Here is a 15,720-nt window from a genome sequence, read left to right on the forward strand (position 1 = left end):
GTGTAGGGTTAAAGATTAAAAAAGTTGTACTCCAGCCTGATGAGGTACATATTTTTAGTATTCCGTTGCATATCATTATAGATAGGCGTACGGTACGAGAAATCAAGCCGGCAGGTACTGTTAAAGATCAGCTGCAGGGCCGGCGCAACATCCAGATAGCTTTCACCATGGCCTGGGTTGGTTTTGCCCAACAGCTCTACATATAGGTTAAGGTTTACCTGCTTGTAATCGCGATAATTGCGCGGCAGCAGTAAATACCCGCCCGATAGCGTATAGGCCGCAGCATTGCGTACCTGTGCTGTGGGGGCTTCATAATCTCCGCGATTATCAAAAGCCCGCAAATAGCTTGCCGAACCCGAAAGCGCCAGCTTATGCAGCAACTGGGTAAAAACCACACCTCCCTGTGCTCCGCTGTTATCACCTTCTAAAGTGATTTCCCGGTTGACTATGGGATTGTTGATGCTTGAAAGTTTAGCAAAAAATGCCCCTCTGAAATGCCGCTGAACGGTATCAACAGATAGGAACCTGTATTTGGCGTATACGCTGCCACCTTCAAAATGCTGGGTTGAACTATAATAATCAGACATGTAAACCGAGCCGTGCACCATCAGGTGGCGGCTAACGCCATACATGGCCTCAATAGTACTGCGGTTTTTGTACGATGGCTTAAAGTATCCCTGGTTTTCCACGCGGATGCCCAATGAGCTGGTTGCCATATTGCTGGCAGGTTCTGTATTTACATACAGTTCCTGTGCCAATACGGGACAAGCCATTGCCATAAGGCAAACAGCCAATAATATCCTCTTCATAAAAAATGATGTTAAATGAAGGGCCTATATAGCTAAATGATAAACGCGGCCACTTGCAGGGGCAGTGTCGGTAACCTGGCCAAGGTATTTTTTTGATACCGATTTGGGGGCAAAGCCATTATCAACCACGGTAAAGCTCACATCACCGGTAAATGATTTATCGGCAGCGTTAAGCAGGCGGTAAGTATCGCCCCCGTAGTTAAATGTATTTTCGGCAACTTTGGTATTGGCAAAATTATAAGTGGCTTTTAAGCTGTTAACCGAAAATCCCGAACCCTGAACCTTTTTGCTGATCTGCTCGAAATTTACCGGCACATCATTTTTAAAGGTAATGAGGTAAGTGTTACGGATAAGATCGGTTTTGATCTCGCCAATAAACGGCAGTGTACGTAATGCTTTTTCGGTTGATTTGGCGCAAAGGGCGCAGGTAAGGCCGCTAACCTGGAGTTCGGCTTTGGTAAATTGAGCTTGAGCTGCTGTTACAGAAAGCGCAAATATGATGATGAATATTTTTAAAGTTTTCATGTTGATCGTGTAATTAATTGTTAGAGAATAAACTGCTGATAAGGTTTACCGGGTTTAACAATTAACAGATCAAATGCGGAAGATACAGTTGCGGATAAATGTGGCGATGCCCTGAACCGGCGGATCAGGAGGGCCTCGGTCATAAAATTTGTCGGATGCAGAAGATGGCAAGGCCGGGAAAAGACTATCAAACGACCAGCTTGGCAACTCAAAACCAAACATTTTTGCTAAAAACGAAGTTGATTCGCCCTGGTGAGCGTCTTTCACTTTTACTTCAACCTGCTTATCCTTGCAGCATTTCATTTTGCCGCCTTTTTGGTCCATTTTGCAGTTAACCGCCGGGGCATCAATTTTTACCGATGCTACATAGTCGCCGCAAATATGGAAATTAAGAGCAAAGCCCAATACTGTAACCGTGTACAGCATAGTGAGTAATATTGCTCCTGATCTTTTTACCATACTACAAAAGTAGGTGATTAACTTGTTGATTACAAAATGTTTTTATCAGTTGGGATAACTCATAGTTTAACAAGTGTGCAAATAGTGATTTTGGCACATACAAAAATGTCCCCGGCCTTGCGGACCGGGGACATTTTTGTAAAACTATTTAATCAATTCTTATTATGCTCTTTAATTACTGGGCAGCCTGTTTAGCCTGCTCCTTCATTTTTTCGTTGGCCACAATGGTGATCTCAACCCTGCGGTTTTGTGCACGGCCATCGGCGGTGGTGTTATCGGCAATTGGTTCGCTTTCGCCTTTGCCGGTCACTGTCATACGTGATGAGGCCACATTGCCCGCAGCCAGGTATGATTTTACGGCATCTGCCCTTTTTACCGAAAGGGTTTGATTGTAACTGTCAGACCCAGTATTATCGGTATGGCCAATGATGGTGATATTGGTTTCCGGATTTTTTTGTAGCGAAGCTGCGAGGTTTTGCAGGTTAGTTTGAGCGGCAGATTTCAAATCTGATTTATCGGTATCAAATAAAATACCTGAATCAAATTTAACCAAAATGCCTTCACCTTCGCGTGTTACTGTGGCGCCTGGCACTGTTTGTTTAATTTCGGCAGCCTGCCGGTCCATGTTACGGCCGATAAAAGCACCTGCGGTACCACCAACAGCACCACCTATAATAGCACCTAATGCAGTATTACCGGCAGCTTTACCAATAAATGCACCTACTGTACCACCTGCACCTGCGCCAATGGCAGCACCTTTTTGTGTTTTGGTAAGTGAATTACATCCTGAGCCTAATATGCCTGCTGTAGCTAATGCTATACCAAGGGTGGCTACTTTTAATTTAAGCGTTCTCATCGTACTTGTATAATTATGTTATACCCTACTTTTACAAAGCAGATGCCAAAAAAACCGGATGGCAGTATTATAGACCGCTTCTGTTAAAAGAATATCCTCCATCAATCATAGCAACATTTTTTTAATGATAAGTAAAGTTAATTTCAATGAAGTAAAGAATGCGGGATTATCGATTTTCGCAACACTGCCCGATTTTTAGTACAAAGCAGCGGTAAAATTTTTGCTACAGTACAATTTGGCATACTTTTTTGCAGTTTTAGGAAATTACTATCAATGTAGCAGGGAAAATAAGTTTAAAGGTGCTCCCTTTATCTTTTTCAGAAATTACATTAATTTCAATATCGTGAAAGGCCGCAATTGATTTTACAATAGGCAGGCCCAGTCCAAAACTATCCTGCTGTAACGACTGCCTGAATTTTTTAAAGCGGTTAAAGATCAGCGGTAGGGCGTCTTCATCAATACCGATACCTGTATCAGCAATGCTGATCATATATTTATCATTTACGGCAATGCCTGTTACCTTAATACTGCCACCCTCATGATTATATTTAATGGCATTGTTAATGAGGTTAAAGAAAAGGTTAAAGAGTAAAAATTTATTGATATTGACAAAATGCCAGTTTTCAGGCATCGACATCCCGTAGCTGATGTTTTTATCCTGCAGGCGGATGGAGATCTCGTCATAAACTTCCTGCAATAATTCGGATACCGATGCCTTGTCTTCTTTTAAAAACTGTTCGTTTTCTATCTGGGAAATGAGCAGCAACGTTTTAGTAATGCTTTTCAACCGGTTCAGGATCTTTTGCATCTCTAATAACCTGCCTTTAAGCTCATCGTTGATATCCTCTTCCTCAAACATATTCTCGATTTTTGATTGGAGGATAGAGATCGGCGTCATTAGTTCATGTGATGCGTTGGAGATAAACTCCCGCTCTTTATGAAACTTATCGGCAATAGTTTCGATCATGTTATGGATACTGATATCCAGGTGCTGAAAATCTGATGTGGTAGTACGCACCTGCCGGTAGGTATGAAAATTAGGGAACTTTTGGCCTACAAGCTTGGTTTTAATAATAAGCCGTAAGGGTTTAAGTACATAGGTTGAATACACCTGGTCGGCCAGCACAGTCAGCAATATCATTCCCAGCAATACCTGGAAAGCTATATTTTGCAGGGGAACGCTGGTTTCATCCAAAGTATCCACACTTTTGCCTATCTCCAGCAGGTAGTTTTTGTTCTTAACCTTAAAGGTGTGGCTTAATATGCGATACTCTAAAGTATCCCCCTCACTAAAAAGGCGTTTGCCTCTTTTTATAGTATCCAGGAAATAATCGGGATCAACCTCGTCCAAACTGATGTATTCTTCTTTAAGCGGGAGGTAGCTGCCATAGCCTTCGCCGTTTTCGATGTAGGTTTCAATTCCTTTGCTTTTTACAATTTGCAGCAGCTTGTTTTTTTGTTTGATAAGCTTGCTGTCCACATAATTACGACTGATATTTTTGATCAATACAGGAACAAGCAATACAAACAGTATCACGATAACCAGCTTGGAGATGGCGTTAAAAAGCGTAAGTTTTGTTCCTAATTTCAAATACTCAGGCGTTGATCTTTATTTTATAGCCCAAACCACGTACCGTTTCCAGCCAGTCGGGCGGGGCAAAGGCATTTAATTTTTTACGGATATTTTTAATATGCGCATCAATATAATTGCTGTCGTAATCATTATTCACCACGCTGCCCCAGATATGCTCGCTTAGCTGCATGCGGGTAAGCGTACGGTTTTTATGTAATATCAGATAGGCTATGAGGTCAAATTCTTTTTTGGTAATGGTATTTACAACGCTGTTATAGTAGGATATAGTACGTGCGGTAAGGTCTATCAGGAAGCCGCCCAGTTCAACAATGTTATTTTTAACCCCAAACTTGCGCCTGATGATGGCCTGCATGCGGCTTTGCAGCTCAAGCAACGAAAAAGGTTTAGGCAGATAATCGTCGGCGCCAAGATCGAGGCCTTTGATCCGGTCATTAATTTCAGCGCGTGCTGTTAAGATGATACAGGCCGCTTCCGAATTATTCTTTTTTGATTCCCTGAGCAGGTCAAGGCCGTCATAATCGGGCAGGCCCAGGTCTATCAATATAAAATCATACAGGTTTGTGGCAATTTTTTCAGATGCCGAAGTGCCATCAAAACAAACCTCGCAGATATAGTTATAGTTTGAAAGAAAAATCTCCAGTTCGCGGGCAAGTGCTGTTTCGTCTTCTATTATTAAAACATTCATGTATTATGACTAATAAAAAACGTAGTAAAAAGTTAAATTATAAAATGACTCGCGCCGGTTGAGCAGTACTCCTTCTACGTTAACGGGGATAGAATATTTGTACGAAAATTCAAACGTATAATGCGGCCGGTTATAAGCCACCGGGATCTTGAAACTGTAATTAAGCATATTGAACCGGCGGTTGCGGCTGGCGTAACGCGGGTCATATTGTATGGAGATATTGGCAGCCTCGTCCCTGAAATGATGATCAAGCGAATACCGCTGAACAAAATTCTGCGTACCCAGGATAAAATTAAAGGAAGGATTAAAGGAAAGAAAATCCTGGTCATCAAAAATGCTCCAGCTGCTTTCCCAATATTTTGAATTGCTTACCGTTAAAAAAATATCGTTCGATTTGCCAAAAAGATAATCGAGCACGGCACTTGTTTTCAGGTAATGCCAATCGTACGAGTTTTTAAAATTGATATCATTTGAAGAAGCCGACTTTATAACCTGCGCAGCATCCCTGGCAAAAATGAACCGGGTATAACTTACCGAACCGGAAAAAGCTTTTGAAAATTTATAAAAATACCCTCCGCCCAAATCAACCTCATCAACAGGGGCATAACCCAAAACCTTAAATGCCGATCCATATAGAAAAATACCCGATTTGGTATTATAGATCAGATCGGCAGTAACAAAAGGATATTTTACAGGGCCGGTACGACCAAAAAACAGCACATCGCTGCCATAACTTACCCCGGCCGAAATTGACCGTTTACGAATAATGGTGTCAGAATCGGCTACTAAGGGATGCTTACCGGCAAAAAGGCGCAAATCAATATCCGCACCAAATACGGTACTGCTTGCAGCCATAAAAAAAAGTAAGCAAAGGTATTTCATCAATATGGTAAATTGTTTAACCTGTTTAACTGCCATTTCTCCTCGGTATTTCGGGCGGGCGCTCCATGCCTTCGGGCCGGCGCTGCCTTTTTGGTTTGGGCTTAGGCGGTACAGCATCGTCATCAACAGTAGCCGGCTTCGCCTGCCGCTTTGCTTTGGCTATTTCTTTAATTTTTTTCTTTTCATCCTCCAGTTGCTTTTTGGTCTTGGTGGTAGTATCAGCCGCTAATGAAGTATACGACAACACACCCGGCTTTTTGTTACCGGTATGAGCAGGTGCATCAATGTTTTTTGTAAGAGCATTGGCAAATGATATACGTGTTGCAAATATCAATAACAGGACAATATACGCAAACCACTTTATCATTGAGGAGACGAAAAGGTAAAAATAAGGCTCAAATAAGGGTTAATTTAAATGTTTACACCAAAATGAGAAAGGTACAACAAATAACAATTCATTTGCGCAGACACTTGTAAAAATGCCGATGCAAATGAATTATAACAGATCACAATTATGATGAAAGGCTTATGAGTGTACTTTAACGTTTGAAAGTCAGAGAGCTATGTCTTTTGACGGATAAACCCGGTTTTGATCATCAATGATAACGCAGGCCACCTGGTTAAGCTGATTGATCATGTATAAGCCGGCATTAACACCGATGGTGAGTATTGGAGTGGCCAGGGCGTCGGCAAATTCGGCGGTAGGGCTAAGGATGCTTACGCTTGTAATGCCGCTAACCGGGAATCCTTTTTTAGGGTTAAATACGTTGGTGAATTTTTTATTGCTGATGCTTGCATATTTTTCGGCATTAACCGAAGTAGCAAAAGCAAGGTTACTGATCTCCAGGTCGGCAAAGGGTTGGTTTTGCTGAGTAAAGTCGGCATCGGCAACAGTCCAGGGCTGCAGGTTAGGCTGTAAGCCCCATGCAAGCAGGTCGCCGCCAAAATTGATCACGCCGCTGCTTACGCCATTCATTTGTAATACGTATTTAGCCCTGTCGGCAGCGTATCCTTTGCTGTTTGCGCCAAAGCCTATACGCATCCCTTTCTCTTTCAGAAAAACGGTTTGCTTTACAGCATCAAGTACTATGTTTTTGTAGCTGGCCAGCGATAGTGTACGTTTAGCGGTTTTTACTGAAGTATTATCGGCTGCGATTTCGCTGGCTGCGTTATCGGCCAGGTAGGTAATATCGAATGCACCGTAGGTAAGTTCAGATATCTGCAGCGCCCTGTCAATAAGCCTGAAGGTTTCGCCATCGGCTTTTACCGGGGCGATACCGGCATTACGGTTGATCTGGTTGATGCTGCTGTCGTCGCTAAAAGCCGAAAGCAGTTTTTCAACCCTGTTAATTTCATCAATGGCAATGTCAATTTGCTCATCGGCCAGCAGGGGGTTATTGCCCACTACACTAATCTCAAATTTATCGCCCATTAAACGTATGTTGCGTTTGTAGACTGTTAAATTATCGGTTAAAGTTTTTATAGCCAGCATAATAATAATCTTTTAAGTATCTAAAAATGAACACACAATGCACCGTAAATTACCTTACGCAAGTTTGATCAATTACGCTACATCAATCCTTTACAAAAACTAAAGTAGCGGCGCTTTATGAAATTGAGATGAAAAAGGCTTTTTAATTAATATAATTAACTGATTTTGACATTTTTTAACACTTAAATGATAAAAAGAGTTAAAGCGGGCAGAGACGCGAACTGAAGAAGACGGAGTTGCAGCGGGCCTATCGGATAGTGCTTTTGAAATAAAATGGACTTGCAGCAACTTAACTTAAGAGCAGCTTCAGAAGATGGGGAGATTGTTTAAACTACGAGACATCATTATAAGGAGTTTAACCTAAGCATTAATTGAACATAGGGGTTTAAAAATCCCCTCTCGAGAGAGGAATCGCACAATCCCGCGCTTTTTCTTCCTTATGTTAACGGCTATGGCGCAGCCCCGTGCTGCCATAGCTAAAATATATTTGAATGTCATTACGAATTTTCCGGGGTTCCCGGTGCTCACTCGCAATTAATATGTTATCTATTAAAAACAAACGCCCATAGCCCGGTAAAACCAGGCTATAGGCGTTTCAATAATTTGAGTAAAAATTTATTCCAGCGTTATTTGCCTCCTGATACTTTCTTCAAGTGAAATGAAGGTCTCGGTGCGTTGAATACCCCTTACGCCCTGGATCTGCTCGTTCAAAACTTCGCGCAGGTGTGTGGTATCATGACATACAATTTTGGCAAAAATGCTCCATTCGCCGGTAGTGTAATGCAGCTCAACAATTTCTTTAATTGTTTTTAACTGCTTTACAGCTTCGTTATACTGTGATCCTTTTTCGAGGTAAATACCCAGGAATGCAGTGATGTCATATCCTAACTTTTGCGGATCTACCTCAAGGCTGGCCCCTTTTATTACACCCATCTCCTCTAACTTTTTCATCCGCACGTGTATGGTTCCGCCAGAAACAATCAACTCTTTAGCTATCTCGGTGTATGGAGTGGTAGCATTTTTCATTAATATTGATAAAATCTGGATGTCAAGATTATCAATTTCTAAATTTTGAGCTTTTCTGTGGGACATAAATTTGAATATCTATATTGAAATACAAGTTTAATTAAAATTTGATTAAAAATAAAATATTTTTGTTGAAATATTTGCAAGAAATAGATAGTCCTATTAAATTTGTAACAAGCAAAAGGGAAATGCTTAGCTGTTCTTTAAAAGAAAAACAATGTTGGGTGGTGAAATTTTTGGCAGACACACCTCCTTGTCCCGGTGGCGGAGATCATGGAAAACCCGAAGCGGGCTAACCACTCTGTGAAGGTTCGAATCCTTCCCCAACAGCAAGTTTAAGATACGAAGCTTAAAGTAATAGGTAAAAAAAACTTAGAACTGAAGACTTCGGGCTTGAAACTTACAACACTGTAGGATGGTGAAATTTTTGGCAGACACACCTCCTTGTCGCGGTGGCGGAGAAATTGGGAAACTTTTAGCAATAAAAATAACCACTCCGTGAAGGTTCGACTCCTTCTCCTACAGCTCTTCTCATAATTTAGGTTTATAATTGGTTAGTAAAGGCCCCTGCCCATCAGGGGCTTTGCTGTTTTTATAGGTTTTTTACACTGCATTTCTGCAAAAAGTATTGTAACCAGCATGCCAGGAAAATCCTCCTAACATCATCCAGATTTCTTTACGGTTAATTTGCCAAAGAAAGCCTAAAAAGAAATAAACTTTTCTGTATATGGCCGGGTGCGGTAAAAACCGTCAAAATTACATTAAAAAATAGTGTGTCATTTTTACACATTGGATATTGTTTCGTAAAGATTTAGTTATAAATTTGGTAGGCAACAATTTATTGCAATCGATTGAGTAATTTGCTGCCAAAACTCTAAATTCACCAGCATTCAAAACCAATTAATCCAAAACCTACAATAAGCCGATATGAAAAAAATCGTCCTGATGGTTCTTGTGGCATTTAGCTGCATTTACTTATCCTGTAACAAAACACGCCCTAACAAGCCGCGGGTGCTTATATTTTCAAAAACCATGGGCTTCCACCATGCATCTATCGATGCCGGTATAGTAGCTATCAAAAAGCTTGGCGCCGAAAATGGCTTTGATGTAGATACTACAAAAAACTCGGCCATGTTTAATGAGGACACCCTCAAAAAGTATTCAACCGTTATTTTTTTAAGTACCACTGCCGATGTACTTGATTACAGGCAGGAAGCTGCTTTTGAACGTTACATCCAGGCCGGAGGCGGTTATGCGGGCATCCACGCTGCCGCTGATACCGAATATGACTGGGGATGGTATGGCCGTTTGGTTGGCGCCTGGTTTTATGACCACCCGGGTATCCATGATAAAAACCCGAATGTACAGCCCGGTACCTATAATATAGTTGATGCCAATAATGATGCAACTAAAGACCTGCCTAAAGTATGGAAACGTACTGATGAGTTTTACAGTTTCCGCAAACCATTGGCCAGTGATGTTCATGTGCTCATCACCCTTGATGAAAGCACCTATAAAGGAGGCAAGCGCATGGGGCTGCATCCCGCCACCTGGTTTCATGATTTTGATGGTGGCCGCGCATTTTATACGGCCATGGGACATACCGACGAAACTTATAAAGAAACAGGCTACCTGAAAATGCTGCTTGCCGGTATCAAATACGCCATAGGCGAAAATAAAGAATTGGATTACAGCAAGGCTAAAACCCAGCTGCCGCCCGATGAAGATCGCTTTAAAAAAACACAACTATCAACCGGCGAGTTTTTTGAGCCTACCGAGATGACCGTATTGCCGAACCTGGATATTATGGTGATCCAGCGCCGCGGCGAGATCATGCTGTACAAGCATGATACCCAAAAGGTAAAACAGGTTGGTTTTTTTGATGTGTACTGGAAAGCTCACGTGCCCAATGTAAACGCCGAAGAAGGCATGCTTGGCCTGGCTAAAGACCCTAACTTTGAAAAAAACAACTGGATCTACATTTATTACAGCCCGGCCGATAGCTCGGTAAACCGCCTTTCGAGGTTTACGTTTAAAAATGATACGCTGGATAAAAAGACCGAGAAAGTTATTTTGGAGGTAAAAGCCCAGCGCGATATCTGCTGCCATACAGGCGGTTCAATAGCCTTCGGCCCCGGTCCTGATAGAATGCTGTTTTTATCGGCTGGCGACAACTCAACCCCGTTTGACGAAAAAGGGCAGAAATATGTAACCAGCGGTTATGCTCCTTTGGATGACAGGCCCGGCCACTTACAATTTGATGCGCGCCGTTCGGCAGGTAATACCAACGATCTGCGGGGTAAGATCATGCGTATTAAAGTTAATGACGATGGCACTTATGATATCCCCGAAGGTAACCTGTTCCCGAAAGGGACGCCAAAAACCCGCCCCGAAATTTATGTAATGGGCGACAGGAACCCATACCGTATCTCGGTAGATCAGAAGAATGGCTACCTGTACTGGGGCGAAGTTGGCCCTGATGCTCACAATGACAGCCTTGACAACCGTGGCCCGATGGGCTATGACGAAGTTAACCAGGCAAAAAAAGCGGGCAACTTTGGCTGGCCATATTTTGTGGGCGATAACAAACCATACCATATTTATGACTACGCTACCGGCAAATCGGGCCCGGCGTTTGATCCTAAGCACCCGGTTAATAATTCGCGTAATAACACAGGCTTAACCGATCTGCCGCCGGCACAGTCAGCGTTTATCTGGTATCCTTACGGCCCATCAGCTGATTTTCCGCAGGTTGGCGCAGGCGGCAGGAACGCTATGGCCGGCCCGGTTTATTATACTGATATGTTCCCGGAAGATACCCGCCTGCCCGATTATTATAACGGCAGGTTTTTGGCGTACGACTGGATGCGCGGCTGGATAAAGGCTATCACGCTAACTCCTGAAGGTGATTTTGATAAGATGGAGCCTTTCTTCCCCAAACTGAAAGTAAACTCCATGATTGATATGGAGGTTGGTCCCGATGGCAGGCTTTACGGCCTGGAATATGGCAGCGGCTGGTTTTCGCATAACCCCGATGCCGGCCTGTTCCGCATTGACTATATCTCCGGAAACCGCCCGCCGGAAATTTCATCGTTCAAGGCTGATAAAACTTCAGGCGTACTGCCATTTACAGTTAAGCTTGCAGTTAAAGCTCAGGATCCTGAAAAGGACAATGTTTCATATACCTGGAACCTGGGCAATGGCGTAACCAAAGAAACTACAACGCCAACATTAAGCTACACTTACACCACCGCCGGCGATTATAAAATTACCGTTGAAGCAAAAGATGATAAAGGCACATCGAGCAAAAGTGCACCTGTTAGTGTATATGCCGGCAATGAGCAGCCAACGGTTACTATCACCATTACAGGCGGCAACAAGTCATTTTACCTGCCGGGCGTGCCGTTCAAATATGTGGTTAACGTAACCGATGGACCTGACACCAAAGCGGTAGATCCAAAACGCATTTATGTTGGGCTTGATTATATCGAAGGCTTCGATAAAGCACAATCGGCTACACAGCACGAGCAGGGCGAGCCCGAAAACCGCGGCAAAACCCTCATGCTGACTATGGATTGCAAAAGCTGCCACAAAGAAGATGGCAAATCAATAGGCCCGTCATTTGTGCAGGTTGCAGCCAAATACAAAAAAGACCCTAATGCAATGGCTAAGCTTACCCAAAAGGTAATTAAAGGTGGCGCAGGTGTTTGGGGCGAAACAGCTATGTCTGCCCATCCAAACATTAAACAGGGCGACGTTGACCAGATCATTAACTGGGTGCTTTCGCTTGATAACAGTAATCAAAAACCGTCGTTAGCTGCATCTGGCACTATTTTACCAGCTCCGCCCGAAAAACAACAATCGGCAGCGCTGGTTTTATCGGCCAAATACACTGATGATGGCGGCAATGACATTAAAAAATTAACCGGAAGCAGCATAGTATCATTAAACAGCAGTACTTACCTGTTTAAAGGCACCGAAAAGTTCAACGGGTTTACCGCCTTTAAATATAACGGCATTAACCTGATGATCTATCCGCCAACCGAAGGCTGGTTTGAGCTGGACAACATCGATCTTACCGGTGTACGTTCCATTAACCTTACCAATTTCTGGCAGGCACCGCCAAGCGCACCGCTTAATTTTGAAGTAAGACTTGATTCGGAAACAGGAACACTTGCAGGTAAAGGCAGTATGCCGGTGCCGGGCAAAGATGCAAAGGGTGGCGCTGTGCACGTAACGCTTACACCGGTAACGGATGGCAAAATGCACAAACTATTCTTTATTTATAAACCGGCAAGTAAAGCCGCTATGACAGCCGGTGTAACATCGGTAGTGTTTAGCGCGAAGTAGGGAATAGTAATTAACAGCCTTTACTTTTATGCCACCGTCATTGCGAGGAACGAAGCAATCGCGAACTATACAGAGCGACTCTGCCAATTGGGGATTGCTTCGTTCCTCGCAATGACGGATAGATATAGATTTTATAAAATGGCCCGGCAGGTAACCTGCCGGGCCATTTTACATTCCCAAAGTTCATACTCTCACGAACTTTATTCAAGCTTAAAAAATCTTAAAGCCCACACTCAATGCCCAAAGATTCTGGCGTTTGGCAAAGCTATCGCTAACTTTGGTTAAACCGCCTTCGTAGCGCAAATCGGCAGTGATTGAGCCGATATCAACACCGGCACCTGCCTGAAATCCAAGGTTACTCTTTTTAAAGTCATTTGCTGCATTACTGATATTGCTGCCAAGACTGGTACTTTGATCAAGCGTGTAAGTATAGATAGGCCCTGCCATAATGCGGAAGTTCAGATCTTTTTCGCCAAATGACTTACCAACCAATAAAGGCACATTCAGGTTAGTGAACCTTACTTTACCACTAAAAGCGGTGTTATTATCATTTGATTCAAACTTACCGCCGGTGCCACTCAGGTAAAGCTCCGGTTGTAAATAAACGCTGTTGCCCAAGCGGGCAAATAAACCCGCCTGGTAACCGGTCAGGTTTTTGTCGTTAAAGTTATCGGAGCCGATTTTTGAAAAATTGACACCTCCCTTTACGCCTAATGAAAATTGTGCTTTTGCACTGATGCTTACAGCTATCAGTAATACTGCACTTAATAGATACTTTTTCATACTTTTCGATGTTAAATGTAAAGCCGTAAACGCACATCATCCTTTAAAATTGTATACAGCCTTACGCTATTAATTTACTTTGATATAAACCAGGCCCATATTTGAGCCGTATTAGATATTATCAATACACGAGCCAAACAATTAAACAGTAGCAACTTGGTATTTTTTATATTTTTGCTGAAAATAAATTGAACATGGCTGAAATCAGTATTACAAACAAGGATTGGGAACGCGTAAAAATTAAGATTCAACGTAAATATAACCACCTTACAGACGAGCAGTTGAAATACAGCGAAGGGCAGGAGGAAAGCTTGATTACCAAATTGATGGACCTGGTAAATCGCGACCGTAAATATGTGGTTTTCACCCTAAAAAAGGCCCTGGTTAATATTGATACCAACCGACTGTAAAATAGACACTGCGGTTATACAAACTGGATAGCTTTTTTGTATTTTTATTTTTTTCGAGGATAAATGATGAAACAGGGTTTAGTGTTCAAAAAAGGATACAAAAGGGCAGGCTTGTTTGCAGGTATTGCATTGCTGGCCGCGGGCATAGTGGGTTTTAATGACGACCTGTTCCAGATTTCGAAGAACCTTGATGTTTTCGCCTCGGTTTATAAAGAGGTTAATATCAATTATGTTGATGATATCAATTCGGCCAAACTGGTAAAAACCGGCGTTGACGCCATGCTCGATGGCCTTGATCCTTATACCGAGTTTGTGCCCGAATCGGAAATTGAAGACTATAAGCTGCATTACGTAAGTACCCAATATGGCGGCATTGGTGCCAGTATTTTTTTGCGCAACGGTAAAGTATTTGTATCGGAAGTGTTTGCAGGCTTCCCGGCCCAAAAAGGAGATGTACACCCCGGCGATCAGCTTCTGAAGATAAACGATGTTGACCTTAACGGCAAAAATAATGACCAGGTGAGCCAGCTGCTTAAAGGCTCAAAGGGCGCAGCCATAAAACTGTTCATCAAACGGGATAACACACCTCAGCCCTTTGAAAAAAACCTGGTTCGTGATGAGATCAAACAGCCCAACGTATCGTACTTTGGCATGGTTGATGGCAACATGGGTTACATTAAGCTGGATAAATTCCTTGAAAATTCGGCCGCCGAAGTTACCAATGCGCTCATCGAACTAAAAAAGAAAACCCCCAACGGTATCATCCTTGATCTTCGCTCAAATGGCGGCGGCATATTACAGGAAGCCGTAAAAATAGTAAACCTTTTTGTGCAGAAAGATGTAGAGATCGTATCGCAAAAGGGGAAAATAAAGGAAAAGAATTTTACTTACAGTACCATCAGCGCGCCGCTCGAACCCGATTTGCCTTTGGTGGTATTGGTTAACAGCCATTCGGCATCGGCAAGTGAAATTGTTGCAGGCTCGCTGCAGGACCTTGATCGCGCAGTGATCATCGGGCAGCGCAGTTATGGTAAGGGGCTGGTACAGCAAACTTTCAATTTACCCTATAACAGCCTGGTAAAAATTACCATTGCCAAATACTATGTGCCTTCGGGCCGTTGTATCCAGGAGCTGGATTATAGCCACCGTAAAGACGATGGCAGCGTGGTAAAAGTAGCTGATTCGCTGATCCATGAGTTTAAAACAAAAAACGGCCGTTCTGTTTATGATGGCAGCGGGATTTACCCGGACCTGTTTATCAAACAGGAAAAATTTGCCAACGTTACCCAGGCATTGGTAGGTAAGCTGCTGATATTTGATTATGCAACCGTTTACCGCGATAAGCACGCTAAAATTGCCGATGCCCGTTCGTTTACACTATCTGATGGCGAATACAATGATTTTATAAAATATCTGGCCGATAAAAACTATAGCTATACCACCACATCCGAAAAATTATTAACCACGTTAAAAGTTGAAGCCACTAAGGATAAACAGTTCAACGATATCCAGGCCGAGTATGAGGGTTTGAAAACCAAACTGATCGCCAGCAAAAAGAACGACCTTATTCAACACAAAGACGAAATAAAGCAAGTACTTGAAAACGAAATAGCGTCACGCTATTACTACGAAAAAGGCCGTTACGAAACCAATTTTAAATACGACAAGGAACTTGCACAGGGCGTAAAAACCATGCAGGATAAAGCCCAGCTGGCGTCAATACTCAAAGGCGAAGGCAGCTATAAAGTTATCGGAAAACCTGTACTGGCCATGGCGGCTAAAAAAGCAGCCGATAAAGATAGCGACGATGAATAGGCTGAATACCAGTCGGTTTTAATTTCAAACACAC

Annotated in this window: 14 protein-coding genes and 1 tRNA gene; 4 read left to right on the forward strand and 11 right to left on the reverse strand. The window is 42.8% G+C overall.

Annotated elements, in window-relative coordinates; genetic code table 11:
* Window positions 1-8: 8 nt before the first annotated feature.
* The 10 genes from SNE26_RS25475 to SNE26_RS25520 form a co-directional block, all read right to left on the reverse strand.
* Complete coding sequence (locus SNE26_RS25475; protein ID WP_321556667.1) at window positions 9-809, reverse strand: hypothetical protein; 801 nt, start codon at window positions 807-809, stop codon at window positions 9-11.
* Between the two features lie 24 nt (window positions 810-833).
* Window positions 834-1,334 (reverse strand): heavy metal-associated domain-containing protein, encoded by a 501-nt coding sequence (locus SNE26_RS25480; RefSeq protein ID WP_321556668.1) that lies wholly within the window; start codon window positions 1,332-1,334, stop codon window positions 834-836.
* 69 nt (window positions 1,335-1,403) lie between these two features.
* Window positions 1,404-1,793 carry a hypothetical protein gene (locus tag SNE26_RS25485; RefSeq protein WP_321556669.1) on the reverse strand — a complete coding sequence of 130 codons (390 nt, stop codon included), beginning with the start codon at window positions 1,791-1,793 and terminating at the stop codon, window positions 1,404-1,406.
* A gap of 175 nt (window positions 1,794-1,968) precedes the next feature.
* A complete protein-coding gene (locus tag SNE26_RS25490; protein ID WP_321556670.1) occupies window positions 1,969-2,649 on the reverse strand; it encodes an OmpA family protein in 681 nt (226 codons plus the stop codon).
* A 256-nt stretch (window positions 2,650-2,905) separates the two neighbouring features.
* Window positions 2,906-4,240 (reverse strand): HAMP domain-containing sensor histidine kinase, encoded by a 1,335-nt coding sequence (locus tag SNE26_RS25495; RefSeq protein WP_321556671.1) that lies wholly within the window; start codon window positions 4,238-4,240, stop codon window positions 2,906-2,908.
* Between the two features lie 4 nt (window positions 4,241-4,244).
* A complete protein-coding gene (locus tag SNE26_RS25500; protein WP_321556672.1) occupies window positions 4,245-4,928 on the reverse strand; it encodes a response regulator transcription factor in 684 nt (227 codons plus the stop codon).
* A 9-nt stretch (window positions 4,929-4,937) separates the two neighbouring features.
* A complete protein-coding gene (locus tag SNE26_RS25505) occupies window positions 4,938-5,846 on the reverse strand; it encodes a hypothetical protein (RefSeq protein WP_321556673.1) in 909 nt (302 codons plus the stop codon).
* Window positions 5,836-6,177, reverse strand: coding sequence for a hypothetical protein (locus tag SNE26_RS25510; RefSeq protein WP_321556674.1), 342 nt, complete (start codon window positions 6,175-6,177; stop codon window positions 5,836-5,838). Before SNE26_RS25510 ends, SNE26_RS25505 begins: the two co-directional genes overlap by 11 nt.
* A gap of 186 nt (window positions 6,178-6,363) precedes the next feature.
* The gene (locus SNE26_RS25515; RefSeq protein ID WP_321556675.1) at window positions 6,364-7,302 is read right to left on the reverse strand and encodes an FAD:protein FMN transferase; all 939 of its coding nucleotides are present in this window, start codon (window positions 7,300-7,302) and stop codon (window positions 6,364-6,366) included.
* A gap of 615 nt (window positions 7,303-7,917) precedes the next feature.
* Window positions 7,918-8,394 carry an Lrp/AsnC ligand binding domain-containing protein gene (locus SNE26_RS25520; RefSeq protein WP_090532141.1) on the reverse strand — a complete coding sequence of 159 codons (477 nt, stop codon included), beginning with the start codon at window positions 8,392-8,394 and terminating at the stop codon, window positions 7,918-7,920.
* A gap of 152 nt (window positions 8,395-8,546) precedes the next feature.
* Between SNE26_RS25520 and SNE26_RS25525 the strand changes: the two genes are divergently transcribed.
* Window positions 8,547-8,658, forward strand: a tRNA-Asp gene (locus SNE26_RS25525).
* A gap of 597 nt (window positions 8,659-9,255) precedes the next feature.
* A complete protein-coding gene (locus tag SNE26_RS25530) occupies window positions 9,256-12,678 on the forward strand; it encodes a ThuA domain-containing protein (RefSeq protein ID WP_321556676.1) in 3,423 nt (1,140 codons plus the stop codon).
* A 210-nt stretch (window positions 12,679-12,888) separates the two neighbouring features.
* On the opposite strand, the gene SNE26_RS25535 is transcribed toward SNE26_RS25530, so the two are convergent.
* Window positions 12,889-13,461, reverse strand: a complete 573-nt coding sequence (locus tag SNE26_RS25535) for a porin family protein (RefSeq protein WP_321556677.1) — start codon at window positions 13,459-13,461, stop codon at window positions 12,889-12,891.
* Window positions 13,462-13,655: 194 nt separating this feature from the next.
* On the opposite strand from SNE26_RS25535, the gene SNE26_RS25540 reads away from it, so the two are divergent.
* On the forward strand, window positions 13,656-13,871 hold the full coding sequence (locus tag SNE26_RS25540) for a hypothetical protein (protein WP_090532134.1): 216 nt from the start codon (window positions 13,656-13,658) through the stop codon (window positions 13,869-13,871).
* A gap of 63 nt (window positions 13,872-13,934) precedes the next feature.
* Window positions 13,935-15,686 (forward strand): S41 family peptidase, encoded by a 1,752-nt coding sequence (locus tag SNE26_RS25545; protein ID WP_321556678.1) that lies wholly within the window; start codon window positions 13,935-13,937, stop codon window positions 15,684-15,686.
* The last annotated feature ends 34 nt before the right edge of the window (window positions 15,687-15,720 follow it).

This window comes from Mucilaginibacter sp. cycad4, assembly GCF_034263275.1.
GTDB lineage: Bacteria > Bacteroidota > Bacteroidia > Sphingobacteriales > Sphingobacteriaceae > Mucilaginibacter.